The sequence below is a fragment of the Erysipelatoclostridium sp. An173 genome, from assembly GCF_002160495.1.
In the GTDB taxonomy this organism is placed as follows: domain Bacteria; phylum Bacillota_I; class Bacilli_A; order Erysipelotrichales; family Coprobacillaceae; genus Thomasclavelia; species Thomasclavelia merdavium.
The window spans coordinates 1-14,441 of record NZ_NFKR01000015.1 but is presented as its reverse complement, the minus strand read 5'-3'; the positions used below and the strand labels follow the sequence as shown (position 1 = coordinate 14,441).

General features: G+C 30.1%; 17 protein-coding genes and 1 tRNA gene. 5 read left to right on the top strand and 13 right to left on the bottom strand.

What is annotated here, in order from left to right:
* Positions 1-5: 5 nt before the first annotated feature.
* The 5 genes from B5F09_RS07935 to dapF form a co-directional block, all read right to left on the bottom strand.
* Entirely contained in the window at positions 6-1,187 is a 1,182-nt protein-coding gene (locus B5F09_RS07935) for a BTAD domain-containing putative transcriptional regulator (RefSeq protein ID WP_087300111.1), read from the bottom strand.
* Between the two features lie 196 nt (positions 1,188-1,383).
* Positions 1,384-2,571 carry an aspartate aminotransferase family protein gene (locus B5F09_RS07930; RefSeq protein ID WP_087300113.1) on the bottom strand — a complete coding sequence of 396 codons (1,188 nt, stop codon included), beginning with the start codon at positions 2,569-2,571 and terminating at the stop codon, positions 1,384-1,386.
* A 2-nt stretch (positions 2,572-2,573) separates the two neighbouring features.
* Positions 2,574-3,704 carry a M20 family metallopeptidase gene (locus B5F09_RS07925; protein WP_087373414.1) on the bottom strand — a complete coding sequence of 377 codons (1,131 nt, stop codon included), beginning with the start codon at positions 3,702-3,704 and terminating at the stop codon, positions 2,574-2,576.
* Positions 3,705-3,713: 9 nt separating this feature from the next.
* Positions 3,714-4,418, bottom strand: a complete 705-nt coding sequence (gene dapD / locus B5F09_RS07920; protein WP_087300117.1) for a 2,3,4,5-tetrahydropyridine-2,6-dicarboxylate N-acetyltransferase — start codon at positions 4,416-4,418, stop codon at positions 3,714-3,716.
* A 20-nt stretch (positions 4,419-4,438) separates the two neighbouring features.
* On the bottom strand, positions 4,439-5,272 hold the full coding sequence (gene dapF / locus B5F09_RS07915) for a diaminopimelate epimerase (RefSeq protein ID WP_087373412.1): 834 nt from the start codon (positions 5,270-5,272) through the stop codon (positions 4,439-4,441).
* Between the two features lie 368 nt (positions 5,273-5,640).
* Between dapF and nrdD the strand changes: the two genes are divergently transcribed.
* Complete coding sequence (gene nrdD / locus B5F09_RS07910) at positions 5,641-5,919, top strand: anaerobic ribonucleoside-triphosphate reductase (RefSeq protein ID WP_087300121.1); 279 nt, start codon at positions 5,641-5,643, stop codon at positions 5,917-5,919.
* 15 nt (positions 5,920-5,934) lie between these two features.
* On the opposite strand, the gene B5F09_RS07905 is transcribed toward nrdD, so the two are convergent.
* Together B5F09_RS07905 and B5F09_RS07900 are read right to left on the bottom strand one after the other, a co-directional pair.
* Positions 5,935-6,693 carry a nitroreductase family protein gene (locus tag B5F09_RS07905; protein ID WP_087373410.1) on the bottom strand — a complete coding sequence of 253 codons (759 nt, stop codon included), beginning with the start codon at positions 6,691-6,693 and terminating at the stop codon, positions 5,935-5,937.
* Between the two features lie 112 nt (positions 6,694-6,805).
* Positions 6,806-8,398, bottom strand: a complete 1,593-nt coding sequence (locus tag B5F09_RS07900; RefSeq protein WP_087373408.1) for an ABC-F family ATP-binding cassette domain-containing protein — start codon at positions 8,396-8,398, stop codon at positions 6,806-6,808.
* Between the two features lie 157 nt (positions 8,399-8,555).
* On the opposite strand from B5F09_RS07900, the gene B5F09_RS07895 reads away from it, so the two are divergent.
* The 4 genes from B5F09_RS07895 (at position 8,556) to B5F09_RS07880 (ending at position 9,741) form a co-directional block, all read left to right on the top strand.
* Positions 8,556-8,687, top strand: coding sequence for a spore coat associated protein CotJA (locus B5F09_RS07895; protein ID WP_087300361.1), 132 nt, complete (start codon positions 8,556-8,558; stop codon positions 8,685-8,687).
* Positions 8,687-8,968, top strand: coding sequence for a spore coat protein CotJB (locus tag B5F09_RS07890; RefSeq protein ID WP_087373406.1), 282 nt, complete (start codon positions 8,687-8,689; stop codon positions 8,966-8,968). The genes B5F09_RS07895 and B5F09_RS07890 overlap by 1 nt, the downstream gene beginning before the upstream one ends.
* Positions 8,932-9,549: a manganese catalase family protein gene (locus tag B5F09_RS07885; RefSeq protein WP_087373404.1), complete on the top strand. Its 618-nt coding sequence runs from the start codon at positions 8,932-8,934 to the stop codon at positions 9,547-9,549. The genes B5F09_RS07890 and B5F09_RS07885 overlap by 37 nt, the downstream gene beginning before the upstream one ends.
* 118 nt (positions 9,550-9,667) lie before the next feature.
* A tRNA-Trp gene (locus B5F09_RS07880) sits at positions 9,668-9,741 on the top strand.
* Positions 9,742-9,866: 125 nt separating this feature from the next.
* Here B5F09_RS07880 and B5F09_RS07875 read toward each other — a convergent pair.
* The 6 genes from B5F09_RS07875 to B5F09_RS07855 form a co-directional block, all read right to left on the bottom strand.
* Entirely contained in the window at positions 9,867-10,559 is a 693-nt protein-coding gene (locus tag B5F09_RS07875) for a zinc ribbon domain-containing protein (RefSeq protein WP_087373402.1), read from the bottom strand.
* Between the two features lie 15 nt (positions 10,560-10,574).
* Positions 10,575-10,931, bottom strand: coding sequence for a hypothetical protein (locus B5F09_RS07870; protein ID WP_087373400.1), 357 nt, complete (start codon positions 10,929-10,931; stop codon positions 10,575-10,577).
* Entirely contained in the window at positions 10,924-11,058 is a 135-nt protein-coding gene (locus tag B5F09_RS15305; RefSeq protein ID WP_255375733.1) for a hypothetical protein, read from the bottom strand. The genes B5F09_RS07870 and B5F09_RS15305 overlap by 8 nt, the downstream gene beginning before the upstream one ends.
* The gene (locus tag B5F09_RS07865; protein ID WP_087373398.1) at positions 11,058-13,025 is read right to left on the bottom strand and encodes a protein kinase; all 1,968 of its coding nucleotides are present in this window, start codon (positions 13,023-13,025) and stop codon (positions 11,058-11,060) included. The genes B5F09_RS15305 and B5F09_RS07865 overlap by 1 nt, the downstream gene beginning before the upstream one ends.
* Position 13,026: 1 nt before the next feature.
* Complete coding sequence (locus B5F09_RS07860) at positions 13,027-13,545, bottom strand: FHA domain-containing protein (protein ID WP_087373396.1); 519 nt, start codon at positions 13,543-13,545, stop codon at positions 13,027-13,029.
* Positions 13,546-13,705: 160 nt separating this feature from the next.
* Positions 13,706-14,320 (bottom strand): hypothetical protein, encoded by a 615-nt coding sequence (locus tag B5F09_RS07855; protein ID WP_087373394.1) that lies wholly within the window; start codon positions 14,318-14,320, stop codon positions 13,706-13,708.
* Positions 14,321-14,441: the final 121 nt, after the last annotated feature.

Sequence of the window (14,441 nt, the reverse complement as noted above, 5' to 3'; positions counted from 1 at the left end):
CCTCCCTACCTTATTTTTTTCAATTCACAATTTAAAAAAATCTCATGATGTTTTTTCTTTTCATTAAAGCGATTAATAATTCGATCAATTGCCACCTGGGCTCCTTCAACATTAGGAACTGCTAAAATAAGCGAATACTGGGTCATATTAAATTTAGAAAAGACATCATTTTTACGTAAATTATTGGCAATTACTTTTTTTAAAATATCAGCTTCTTGAATTAATTCTTTTTCACTTAAGCTATTACTTTGATCAACAATCGTTAACAACGCTAGTACTCTAGCTTTCATTGTTCTTCTTGCAAAACGAACATTTATTTGATAAATATTTTTAAAAATATCAAAATCGCAATAAAATGTTTGTTCACTACTATTATCAACAACTAAAGTTTTCTCTAACTGATCGACATTTACTTGAGAAACTGAAGATGAATCAATGATCATCTTATATATTTCTTTAAATTTAGTAGATACTTCAACACCAAACTTACTATAGTAATAGTCAACGGTTTGTCGATAAAACTGAATTGCCTGATCAATCTTTTTAGTTTTGTAATAAGCATATAACTTATATTCGTATATTCTTGTATCCATTATTTTTTGACAATTAGGATGATCACAAATCCTGATTATTTCTTCGTAGATATTATTTTCTGTCAGCTGCTTTAAAGTCGCTAACAAACTTTCTAAACAATTTCTTTCTAATGAATTATTACTTTGAATGATCCAGTCATTATAATTAAAATCTGGTAAAAATTCTCCTTGATAACGATTAAGCATCTCTATGCATAAATTATATTTATGAAACACATCACTCTCTTTAATAATCTGATTAGAAATTAAGATAACATCTTCATAATCTACGATACAACAAACATCTTGATTCCAAAAATAACTATGTCCTTTAGACTTAATTACATCCATACCATTAAACAGTTTTTTAAATTCTTTTCTAGCTCGATAGACCAGGTTTCGTAAAGCCCCCTCCGGTTTATCAGAATTACCCTCAGGCCATAAAAAATCAATTAACTGCTGATTATTTATTGTATAATTACGGTTTAATATCAGGTAAATGATTAACAGTTCCACCTGAATGCTCCGTCTTTTTTCTTGTGGAAAAGCCACACGTCCATCAGTAATTGATAATTTTCCCAAAGTTTTCACCTGCAAAATATCCTTACTAACCATGATGTTCCCTCCAGTTATAATTAATTATATAATAAAAAATAAAGTGGATAATTTAATTGCCTGGGCGTTTTTTTTATTATGCCCATTAAATCAATTAAAAATAACCACTTTATAACTAAAGGCATCAATATTCAGTTTTTTTATATGACTTTTAAAGTATTGAACAAACAAAAAAGCATCCTTTTCAGGATGCCCATTAAGCGTTAATTTCATCAATTGTTTCAGTTAAAATATTGATCATTTTATCAACATCATCTTTATTGATAATAAATGGTGGCAGCATTCTAATTACATTAGTTCCTGCAGTAACCATGATCAACCCTTTATCAAGCATTTTTTGAATATAAGGTTTTACTGGATGATCAAATTCTAAACCGATCATTAAACCTAAACCACGTTTTTCTTTAATAAAATCATACTTAGCAACTAATTTGTCTAATTGTTCATGTAGATATTTACTAATTTCTTGAACATGATCTAATAATTTTTCTTCTTCAATAATTTTAAAAACAGTACGACATGCTTGTCCAGCCATTGGATTACCACCATATGTAGAACCATGATCACCTGGTTTCATTGCAGAACCAACTTTTTTGTTAGCTACAAAAGCTCCCATTGGAAAACCTGCTCCAATTCCTTTAGCTAAACAAACAATATCTGGTAATAAATCATATTGGAAATAAGTCATGATCGTTCCCGTTCTACCCATACCACATTGAACTTCATCTAAGATCATAACAATGTCATGTTCATCACATAATTCTCTGATTCCAGTTAAGAATTCTTTAGTACAAACATAAACACCACCTTCACCTTGAACCGGTTCAACAATGATAGCAGCAGTTCTTGGCGTAATTAATTTTTTTACTGATTCTAAATCATTAATTTCACCATATTTAACCCCAGCAATCAATGGTCCAAATGCAGTTTGATAATTTGGATTACCTGTTAATGTCACTGAACCAGTAGAACGACCATGGAATGAATGTTTTAAACTAATAATTTCACTATCCGCTTTACCATGTTTTTCATAGTAATACTTTCTCGCTAATTTTAAAGCTCCTTCAGTTGCTTCAGTCCCACTATTTGTAAAGAATACCTGATTTAATTTTGTTGCTTTAACAACAGCTTCAGCAGCTTCAATTGTTTCAACACTATTAAAATAATTAGAAATATGCATTAAACGATGTACTTGTTTTGTTAAAGCTTCACAATAGACAGGATGATTATGTCCTAATGAATTAACACCAATTCCAGAATAAAAATCTAAATATTCTTTTCCATTAGTGTCATATAAATATACCCCTTGACCATGATCGAAAGTAACATCATAACGACCATAAGCATTCATAAAAGCATTATTTGCTCTATCATAATAATTCATTTTTATTCCCCCAATTTTATCTTGCAGACAATTTGATAATATAACTCAACTGCCTGTAAAAGAACTTCTTCATCAAAATTAAAAGTTTCTGTATGCAAACCACTATTATAGCGTTCTGTTTTAGTTCCAACATAGAAAAATATACCTGGTATCTCCCGTTGATAAAAAGCAAAATCTTCAGCTAACATTAATGGTTCTTTTAACTCTTCATAATTATCACCAGTCAATTTAACAAACTGAGCATATAAATCATAATCATTTAAAACTGGTGGATACATTGGCGGACAACTAAAATCAATTTTGCAGCCATAAGCTTCTTCCATCCCATGGTTGATTGCCTGCATTGTATCTGTAATTTTTTTAAAGACTGTTTCACTATATGTTCTAACTGTACCTTTAAATACCGCTTGATCAGCAACAATATTTCTAACAGTACCACCCTTTATTTCACCGATATTAATAACACAGCTTTCAACTGGAGCTATTACTCGAGTTAAAATATTTTGATACTGACAAATCAATTGACTAGCAATCAAAATCGAATCAACACCTAAGTGATATAATCCAGCATGAGCGCTTTTTCCAGTAACGGTTACATCAAGCTCACCGTTTTGAGCCATTAAAGGACCAGGACGACAAGCAATTTTACCAGCTTCAATAGTTGGCATTAAATGTAAACCAAAGATAGCTTTGACATTATACTGTTTCAATATTCCAGCCTGGCAGATTAAATTAGCCCCACCTGGTGATTCTTCTGCTGGTTGAAAGATCAATAAGATATTATAAGCAAAATCAGCCGGTACTTGCGATAATTTTTTAGCAAACCCTAATAATGCTGCCATATGACCATCATGACCACAAGCATGCATATATCCTTGATGCTTAGATGCAAACTCACAATTAGTCTGTTCTGTAATTTTTAAAGCATCCATATCGCTACGAAAAGCAATTGTTTTATCTTGATGGCAATCAAGATAAACTAGAATTCCTGTTTCTAACACTGAAATTGGCTGGTAACCCATTTCTTCTAATTCTTTTTTTACATATTGTGACGTCTTAAACTCCTCTAAACCTAATTCAGGAATTTGATGTAAATCACGGCGCCATTTAGTAATCTGTTTTAAAAGATCCACTGTTATCACCTAAATTTTTCTTAAATCATCCATTAATTGAGTTTTGCTTTCTGTTTTTTCATCTTTTTGTTCTTTAACAATTCGAGCTGGATTACCAACAACTACTGCTCCAGCTGGAACATCTTCAGTAACAATTGATCCGGCACCAACAACAGCACCTTTACCAATACGAACTCCTTCTAAAACAACAGCATTAGCCCCAATTAAAACATCATCTTCTAAAATAACTGGTGTAGCACTAGGTGGTTCAATAACACCAGCTAAAACTGTTCCAGCACCAACGTGGCAGCGTTTTCCAACTTCAACACGACCACCTAAAACAGCACCCATATCGATCATTGTTCCTTCCCCAATTTTAGCTCCGATATTAATAACTGCACCCATCATAATTACAGCATTATCACCAATAGTTACATGTTCACGAATGAAACATCCTGGTTCAATTCGGGCATTAATATTAGTCATATCTAATAAAGGAATAGCACTATTACGACGATCTTGTTCTAAATAAGAATCAGTAATATTAGCTTTATTTTCCTCAATATATTTTTTAATTGCATCTAAATCACCAATACAAACTCTACTTTCTGGTGTTCCAAAAATTTTAAATTCAGTTGTAGCTGGTAAATCTTTACCATTTAAATAAACTTTCACAGGTGTTTGCTTTTTAGCATCACCAATATATTTAATAATTTCTTCTGCACTATTTAACATTTTTTTCTTTACTCCTTCATTTAAATTTCAATTGTCCCAGTAAAAACATTAGTCGCTGGACCGGACATGATAATTGTATCACCATTGTACTCAATTTCCAAACATCCACCTAATAATTCAACAGTAACTTTTTTACCAGTATGCTTATTTAAATAACAAGCATACATTACTGCACAAGCACCGGTACCACAAGCCATTGTTTCTCCAGATCCACGTTCCCAAACTCGCATTTTAACATATTTATCATTAACTACTTTGACAAATTCAGTATTAACTGATTCTGGAAATAATTGATGATGTTCAAATTCTGGTCCGATTTTATTTAAATCTAATGAATCTAAATCATCAACAAAAGTAACAGTATGTGGATTACCCATTGAAATACTTGTTAAATGATACTCATGATTACCTATTTCAACAGGTTCATTGATCATTTGCTCTTTTGGGTAAGTACATGGAATATCTTTACAATTAATTATCGGTTTTCCCATATCTACTTTGGCACCAATACATTCTTTACCATCAAATAGCAACTCAACAACTCTAAGTCCAGCTTTGGTTTCGATATTTAATACATGTTTATTACTTAATTGATGATCATATATAAATTTTGCGAAACAACGAATTCCATTACCACACATCATTGCTTCACTGCCATCACGATTAAACATTCGCATTTTAAAATCATATTTATCAGATGGTAAAACAACAATCATCCCATCACTGCCAATTCCAAAATGGCGATCACTTATTTTTGTAATAAATTCTTTATCCATGGGAATTTCCTGACTGATTCCATCAAAATATATATAGTCATTACCAATACCTTCCATTTTAGTGAAATGTAACTGCATAATTCCCCTCCTTTTCATGTATTTACAAGATTTTATCAAATTGATTAATGTTTTGCAATAAAAAGAGCCTTATATATCAACAACTTCAATTATTTTCAATTTATAAAATATGAACCAGTTTAATTCATATAATATTATGTGGTGGTTTTAATGAAATATATGTTTAAACGAGTAAATCGAGTTTTATTAATTCTTTTGTTTACACTTGTTTTAATGATTATTTATTATTGGTGCTAATGGTGCATATCAGATGTAATTTTTTTATAAATAATTATAATATTATTAAGGTAAAAATATGGAAATGATTTAGTGGTAATTAAAATCTAGTGAAAGGAAAAATATATCACAGGATATATTGGGTAAAGGAAATGGAAGAAATTAATAATGTTGCTGTTACTGTAAAAAATGGGGCAATGGACGAAGAAGAAATTAAAGCATATATCAGTTATTTAGAAAACAAATTTCCTGATGAAACTTTAAAATCTTTAACGATTAAAATTGATGGTGATGAAGTTGATTTAGACTATGTTTTCTATCCTCAAAACTTTGAACGAATTAGACGAATTACTGGTTATTTAGTTGGTACTCTTGATCGCTTTAATGACGCTAAAGCCGCTGAAGAACGTGATCGAGTTAAACATGCATAAAGAATAGCATTGCTGCTATTCTTTTTTATTATCCTGCCATCTTTCAATCCACAATTTAGCCGAGCGGCTCATCTCTTCGATAAATGGATCAGTCCACTTACGATTATAAATATCATCTACAATAGCTTGTCCGCCACCTTGACGATTACTATTTTTAGCTTTTTCATCAAACATTGCTGCAATTTTTTCATCATTAAAATGTTCATATTGATCAACACTTACTACATATTTTGAATCAAAACGAACCGGCTTTTTCCGTTTTAACTGACCTTTAGCGGGATAACCCATAACTAACATTGCTACCGGTACTGTATAACGTGGCAAATTAAACAAATCACGATGGAATTCATACTGTTCAATAATATCGCCAATAAAACAGCTGCCAATTCCCATACTTTCACCAGCAACAACAGCATTTTGTGCAGCAATCAAAGCATCACTATATGCTAGTAAAAAATCACCAGTATCAGGCTTACGAACTTTATTATCTTTTTGGTAATATTTAAAAGCGTCATACCATTTTTGATAATCCGCAACAAAAATTAATACTATTGGCGCTTTAGCAATAAAAGGCTGATTATCACAGCTTTGAGCCAGCTTATCTTTAATTTCCTGATTTCTAACATCGATAATTGAATATAATGTCATATTTCCAGCTGTCGGTGCTTGAATTGCAGCATCAATAATTAACTGTTTTTTATCATTTTCAACTGGTTTATTTTCAAAAGCACGCACTGATTTTCGTTCAAATAATTCCTTAATTGTATTATTCATAATTCCTCCAATAAAAAAAGCAATGTTACAATCAGGAAAGTTACTTCCAAATCTTCACATTGCTTTCCATCAATATTCATATTCTAACTATAACATGAATATCTTAAAAATTCTATAAGCTATCTTTATATTCTAAATACTCATCATAAGTTGATAGACGATCAATAATTCCTTCGCTATTAAATTCAATAATACGATTAGCGATTGTTTGAACAAATTGATGATCGTGGCTAGTAAATAAAATATTTTCTTTAAAATTAATTAACCCTTGGTTTAAAGCTTGAATTGTTTCCAAGTCTAAGTGGTTAGTTGGTTCATCAAAAATTAAAACATTAGCTTCTGACATCATCATTTTTGCAAGCATACAACGAACTTTTTCACCACCAGATAACACTTGAGCTTTTTTCAATGCTTCTTCACCTGAGAATAACATTCTTCCAAGCCAACCGCGTAAATCTTGTTCATATTCATCTTTTGTTGAAAACTGACGTAACCAGTCAACTAAAGTTAAATCACAATCATTAAAGAAACTTGAATTATCTTTAGGGAAATATGACTGACTTGTCGTAACACCCCATTGATAACTTCCTTCATCTGGTTCAATTTCACCAGTAATAATTTTAAAGAATGTTTCTGTTGCTTTACTATCACCTACAAATGCTACTTTTTCTTTAGGATTGATTGAAAAGCTAACATTATTTAATAATTTAACACCATCTACAGTCTTTGATAATCCTTCAACTTTTAAAACGATATTTCCAACTTCACGTCCTGGTTTAAAACTAATAAATGGATAACGACGTAATGATGGTTTAAGATCTACCATTTCTAAGTTATCTAATAATTTTTTTCTAGATGTAGCTTGTTTAGCTTTTGAAGCATTAGCACTAAATCTAGCAATGAATTTTTCTAATTCTTTCTTTTTAGCTTCTGCTTTTTTATTTGTTTCTTTAGCTTGTTTTAATTGTAATTGGCTATATTCATACCAGAAATCATAGTTACCAACATACAATTGTACACGCGAATAATCAATATCGACAATATGTGTACAAACTTTATTTAAAAAATAACGGTCATGGCTTACAACAATAACAGTATTTTTAAAATTCATTAAGAAATTTTCTAACCAGCGAACACTATGCATATCAAGGTGGTTAGTCGGTTCGTCTAATAATAGTACATCAGGATTTCCAAATAAAGCTTGAGCTAATAGCACTTTTACTTTTTGGTTAGCTTCTAATTCTTTCATCTTTAAATGATGATATTCTTCACTAATACCTAAACCATTTAATAAAATTTCACCATCAACTTCAGCATTCCAGCCATCCATTTCAGCAAACTCACCTTCAAGTTCAGCTAACTTAATACCATCTTCATCATTAAAATCAGCTTTAGCATAAAGTTTTTCTTTTTCCTGCATTATTTCGTATAAACGAGCATTTCCCATAATAACAGTTTCTAAAACTTCATTTTCTTCATAAGCAAAATGGTCTTGTTTCAACATTGATAGACGCTTATTAGGCTCTAAAATAACTTCACCTTTGTTAGGTTCAATTTCACCAGATAAAATTTTTAAAAAAGTACTTTTACCAGCGCCATTAGCACCAATAACTCCATAACAATTTCCACTAGTAAATTTAATATTAACATTTTCAAATAAGGCTCTATCGCCATATTGCAAAGATACATTTTGTGTTGATATCATTTAATATAACTCCTTTTATTAAAGTTATACTATTATGTCATAAAGTATTGATTAAATCAACATAATTATCTAAAACAAAAAATAAATTTATATTTAATGATAAATACCCATATCAAGATATAGTTTTTTCATAATCTAAGGTAGAAGGAGGAATTAAATGAATAAATTAGAATTAGGTATTTCATCTATTAAATTTCAACAGTTTAGAAAGATTTATCCAATTATTAAAGCCTTTCATTCAGGAACAATCTTTGAAGAACTAGATTTACGCTGGGGTGAATTAAATTAATGAATACAGATGATTTATTAATGCAAATAATGATGTTGGACTTTGCCGTTCAAGATTCAGCATTATTTTTAGATACGCATCAAAACGATAAAGAAGCTTTAAATTATTTTAATGAAGCAACTACTCGTCTAAGAAACGCTAAAAGAGAATATCAACGACGCGGTCATGCTTTAGTGAATCGAGAAATCGATGCTTATCAAAACGATTATTTAACAGCACCATGGCCATGGGTAGGTGATAACAAATGTGGTTGTATGAAAAACGTTTGCAATACCCAATAAATATAAAAAAACCTAACGCTAAAGCTGCTGCTGTAATTATTGATCAATTAGGTGGACCAGATGGAGAATTAGGGGCTGCTTTAAGATATTTATCACAGCGCTATACTATGCCTTATCCAGAAATTCAGGCATTACTAACTGATATTGGTACTGAAGAATTAGCCCATGTTGAAATGATCAGTGCCATTTTATATCAGTTAACTACTAATCTCACTATTGATGAAATAAAAAAACAAGGTTTTGATAAATACTTTGTTGACCATACTTTAGGTATTTTCCCACAAGGTGCTAATGATATGCCATTTACATGTGCTTATTTCCAATCAAAAGGTGATCCAATCACTGATTTAACAGAGGACATGGCCGCTGAACAAAAAGCTCGTACAACTTATGATAATATCTTAGCATTAGTAGACGATGAAGAAGTTAGAAAACCAATTCGATTCTTGCGTGAAAGAGAAATTGTGCACTATCAACGTTTTGGAGAAGCATTAGAACTAGTTAAAAAACGCTTAAATAGCGATAACTTTTATGCATTCAATCCAGCTTTTAGTAATGGTAAGTGTAATAAAAATAAATAAACTGCAGAAAAGATTCTTTAGAATCTTTTCTTTTGTTCTTGCAACAATTTTAAACAAATATCATTTTTTTATTTACAACTTAAAAAAAATATGCTATTATATTAAGGCAGTTAGCAATAGAGGTATAGTTCAATGGTAGAATACCGGTCTCCAAAACCGTTGATGTGGGTTCGACTCCTACTACCTCTGCCATGCAGTCAATGTCCTTGATATTTTATATCAAGGTTTTTTATTTTCTATAAAAATCTTATCAATAATAAAATAGCTGTAATAATTTGTAGTTTGAAACTACTCATTTATTACAGCTTTTATTTTACTTATCTTATTTTAGTACCACATGAAGTACAGAAACGATCATTAGGATCTAATGGTTTACCACACTTTGGACATTGTGCTGGCATCACTGGTGGCACGTTTTGATTGTTGTTATTTTGTGGAATACTTGAACCACATTTAGTACAGAATTTTTGTCCAATTTTTACTGTTGCTCCACAATTTGGACATGTTGGAGTGACAGGATCAGGTTCAATTGGATCTTGTACTGGTTTAGGATCATCAAAAGAAAATCTTTCTACTGGTTTTTCTAAACTCTTACCACATTGGATACAGAATTTTTGATTTGGATTAATTGGTGCTCCACAATATGGACAGCTTTCACTAACTTTTTCTTCTACTTTAATAGCTGGTTCTTCTTTAGCTGTTGCTAATTCTTTTAAATTAGTACCGCAGCTGATACAAAAAGCTTGTTTATCAGTAATTGCTGCTCCACAAACTGGACATTTTAATCCAGTATTATTATTTTCTTCTTTAGTTTCTACAGGTTCTTCTGGTTTTTCAACTTCTTCAACTACTGGTTCTTGTTCTTCTACAACATTTTTTTGATTTAAATGTTCAGTAATTTGATCAAATAAAGGTAATAACTGTGGTAATGGATCTTCAAAAGCTCCTTCATAATAAGCTTTTCCTAATTCACGATATAACTCATCTAATACTTTATCATCTTCGTACATATAAACTCTCCTTAACTATCCTAATTTAAACATACAGCTTTTTTCATTAATGTATATTGACATTCCTCTTGGTAAATAATAAACACGTTTACCTAAAGGCTGTCCGCTTTTTAAATAAATTGTTTTCGTTTGATATGGTTCTATACAGTATTCTTGATATTCAGGTATATAATATAAACAAGCTAGTGGTTCTTGACCTGAGTAATCTTCAAGCACTATTTGGTTATATTCACTGTTAAAATATACCGGCACTTTTTTATCTAATGGATAAGCTTTATCAAAATAATATTCACCAGTACCAATAACAACTCCATAAAACTCATTTTGATTATTTTCTGCCATAGCAAACTCCTTTCTAATATCTTTATTCATTTTCAATTTCTTCTAATAAATTTTTAATTCTTTTTTTATAACTTCTATGATTAACAATCAATGCAATTATACAAACAACAATTCCAATTCCACCAGCAATCGTTAATAATAAACCTGTTGAAATCATTATAACCACCCTCCTGATACAACTTGTTGATAGACACTATCTAATAAGGCCATTTCCGGGTCATTGGTTGAATTTTCTTGATATAAATCTTTTGCTTTCTGGTAATATTCTTCAAATTGCTGGTAATCACGTTGACTGTTTTCTTTTGCTTCCTGCAATGAAATTTCTAAAAAAGCATAACGTTTGTAAATATTATAATCTTCACCAAATGTTTTTAACATATAATCAAGATTTTCTTCTACTTTATCGTATTGATTTAGTTTTTGATATAAGATTACTAAGTTATCATAAGTATCATAGCTATCCCAGTTATTATCAATTACTTGTTGTAATTTTTCAATAGCTTCCTGTTGATAAACTGGTGTATTAATATCAATATCTACTTGAATCAATCTTTCTAAAACAATCATTTGATGTAATGTAGGTAATGTTTCAACCCCTTCTAATAAAACATCATGTGCTTCAATTAATTCTTCATTATTAATATAAATATCACCCATTAAAATATAAGAACGTTCTTTTAGCTCATCATTATCAGTTAATTGTAGACACTGTTCAAAATTTTCTATCGCTACACTATCATTACCTAATGATTTATTAATTTCGCCTTTTGCAAAATACATCGAATCATCACCTAGACCATGTTCAATTGCTTCATCTAATTTTTTATTTGCTTTTTCTAATTCATCATTATAAGCAAGAGCAATCACATAATCGCGGTAATAATCTTCATCATAACCTAAATAATCAATTGCTTTTTCAAAGTAATCAACTGAATTTTGATAATCTTCTAATTCAAAATAACAATTAGCTCCAACGCCATAGAAATCCCCGATTCTTTCTTGATCAGTATCAATTCTTTCATTATTCAAAACATCATAATCAATAAAATCAATACATTCTTGATATTCTTGCTGTTGATATAAAGCTAATGCATTTTGATAATAACTTTCTAAAGATCCTGGTAATAAATCACGAGCTTCTTTAAACAATTCAGTTTGTTTATCATAGTTTTGATCCAAACGATATTCTTTTTGACTAGCAACAAGCTCATTGTATTTTTCCACTCGTTCTAATTTCATTGTATGAATTCCAAAACCACCTAAAGCAATACTTCCAGCTAATAACAAAGAAAGACCAATTTGCTGATAACGATGATTACGAACTAATTGTAAATATCGTTGATCGTGTTTAGGGATTGACTTCAATGCCTGAAACATTTCTAAAGCACTTTGATAACGTTCTTCTTTATAAAAGCTTAATGCTTTTTTTACTATTGCTGCAAAAGTTTCACTGGTTTGATTTTCTAATGCAACAAAGTCGGGATTTTGATCATCATATTTTTTCTTAAGTGCCAAATAATATAATGTTGCTCCAACACTGTAAATATCACTTTTTTCATCAAGAACAATTTTAGTTTTACCATGACTTAAGGCTATTGATTTTTGTTCTGGTGAAGAATAACCATTAGTATAACCTAGCATTGGTGTTCCATCTAAGAAAAAAGAGATATTAAAATCAATTAAACAAATATTACCTTCAGGTGTTAACATAATATTAGCCGGCTTAATATCGCTATGGATAATAGGCGGATTTTGGCTATGTAAATATGCCAAAGCCGAACATATTTGCATTGCCCAGCGAATCAATTGCTGATTGGTAAAATGATAATTTTGTTTACACAATTGAGCAAATGATTGACCAGGAATATATGAAATAACCGTAAAGACTTTATCTTTAATTGCAAAAAAATCAAACACTTGTGGTAAATAGGTATGTTGTAAATTTTTTAAAATATCTACTTCACGTCGATTACTTTGTAAGTTATGGGAAACTCGTTTAATCTGCTTAATAACAACCATTTTTTGTAATCGTTTATGATAAGCTAGATAAACAATTCCACCACTTCCTTCACCGATTTTTTCTCTTATTTCATAAGTCTGGTTAAAAGCATCCATCTCATCCATTTTAAGCCTCTTCAATTAAAATGAATTTAAACATTTCATCTGCCATTTTAAATTCCATCCCGTCTTGTAATTTAACGTCACTTTGAACAAGTTGATCATTAATATAAGTATGGTTAGATGAATTTAAATCTTTTAGATAATACTCATCATTTTTTTGATAAATAAGAGCATGATTTCTAGAAATAGCAGAATTACCTGAAATAATATAATCGGCTTTAGTCCCTTTACCTAAAATAAATTCCTCTTGATCAATCATAATTAATTCATTTGTTTTTAATCTTTTTACATACGCATAAGAATTTTTCAATACCATTGTTGGTTCATCATCACCAGTTCCTAAAATAACTGTTTCATCATCTGCAGAATCAAAATTCATTTCATCTAACATTTCAAAACTTGTTTTGGGCTTTTCTTCAATAATTTCAGGAGCCACCGGTGTTCTAATTATTATATTTTCTTTAAATCCAGTATTTTCTACTGGTGGTATATCTACTTTACTAACTGGTACCCACTTGCTCATTTAATTACCTCCTATTTTTTAATAAATAAAACATTGTCCATTAAATCCATTTCTTTTTATCTTTAAACTAGTAATTATATTGGCTATAAAAGTTTTTATATTTTGAAATGAATTTTAGTTAGACAATGTTTATCATTTATAAAATCATTACTAGTATTAATTAGAAAATATTCATCGCAGTTGGATCAATATACCAACTACCATCAATTTCAATAACCGTAAGTGTTACTGAATTACTTTCTGTATCATCATTTGAAGTAGCTGTTAAAGTTACGTCTAAATTTTTAGCTGCTGTAATATCTAAATCTATATCATAATAACTTTTATTTGCATCAATAATTTCTTCTACTTGTACACTACTACAATCTTCAACATTTTCAATCTCATAGCTTAAAGTCATTCCTTCAAATTCAGCAAACATTTGTTCTTCTAAACTACTAGATAATAGACTTGTCAATTGTTTAATATCAATACCATATTCTTCTTCATATTTTTCAAATATTTCATCAGGAATAACTGAAAAAATAGCATCAATATCTTTATCTTCAATTCCGGTAACTAGTGTTTCAATTGGAGCTTCGTAAGAAGAAGACGATCCTCCTAATAAAAATTTATATCCAAAAAAACCAATTACCGCAACAATAACAACTCCAATAATAATATTACGAATTAATTTATTATTGACTCCGTTTGTTTTAGTTACAACATTTTCTACTGGTGGAGTTGTATCATCAACATATATTCCATTACCTCCTTCAATTATAGGTAGTGTCAAAAATCGGTTAAGCGATACAAATACACTCCTATATCAATTTGTATATATAAACAGTAAAAATGATCACTGATTATATCTCTTTGATCATCTTTTTTACGATTTTACTAAAAAAGATGAAGAT

Coding starts and splice junctions, on each gene's coding strand:
- B5F09_RS07900 (WP_087373408.1), bottom strand. CDS start 8,398: ATGATATCAACACAAAATGTATCTTTGCAATATGGCGATAGAGCCTTA.
- B5F09_RS07930 (WP_087300113.1), bottom strand. CDS start 2,571: ATGAATTATTATGATAGAGCAAATAATGCTTTTATGAATGCTTATGGT.
- nrdD (WP_087300121.1), top strand. CDS start 5,641: ATGGAAGAAATTAATAATGTTGCTGTTACTGTAAAAAATGGGGCAATG.
- B5F09_RS15305 (WP_255375733.1), bottom strand. CDS start 11,058: ATGATTTCAACAGGTTTATTATTAACGATTGCTGGTGGAATTGGAATT.
- B5F09_RS07935 (WP_087300111.1), bottom strand. CDS start 1,187: ATGGTTAGTAAGGATATTTTGCAGGTGAAAACTTTGGGAAAATTATCA.
- B5F09_RS07865 (WP_087373398.1), bottom strand. CDS start 13,025: ATGGATGAGATGGATGCTTTTAACCAGACTTATGAAATAAGAGAAAAA.
- B5F09_RS07890 (WP_087373406.1), top strand. CDS start 8,687: ATGAATACAGATGATTTATTAATGCAAATAATGATGTTGGACTTTGCC.
- B5F09_RS07895 (WP_087300361.1), top strand. CDS start 8,556: ATGAATAAATTAGAATTAGGTATTTCATCTATTAAATTTCAACAGTTT.
- B5F09_RS07870 (WP_087373400.1), bottom strand. CDS start 10,931: ATGAATAAAGATATTAGAAAGGAGTTTGCTATGGCAGAAAATAATCAA.
- B5F09_RS07885 (WP_087373404.1), top strand. CDS start 8,932: ATGTGGTTGTATGAAAAACGTTTGCAATACCCAATAAATATAAAAAAA.
- B5F09_RS07875 (WP_087373402.1), bottom strand. CDS start 10,559: ATGTACGAAGATGATAAAGTATTAGATGAGTTATATCGTGAATTAGGA.
- B5F09_RS07905 (WP_087373410.1), bottom strand. CDS start 6,693: ATGAATAATACAATTAAGGAATTATTTGAACGAAAATCAGTGCGTGCT.
- dapD (WP_087300117.1), bottom strand. CDS start 4,418: ATGTTAAATAGTGCAGAAGAAATTATTAAATATATTGGTGATGCTAAA.
- dapF (WP_087373412.1), bottom strand. CDS start 5,272: ATGCAGTTACATTTCACTAAAATGGAAGGTATTGGTAATGACTATATA.
- B5F09_RS07860 (WP_087373396.1), bottom strand. CDS start 13,545: ATGAGCAAGTGGGTACCAGTTAGTAAAGTAGATATACCACCAGTAGAA.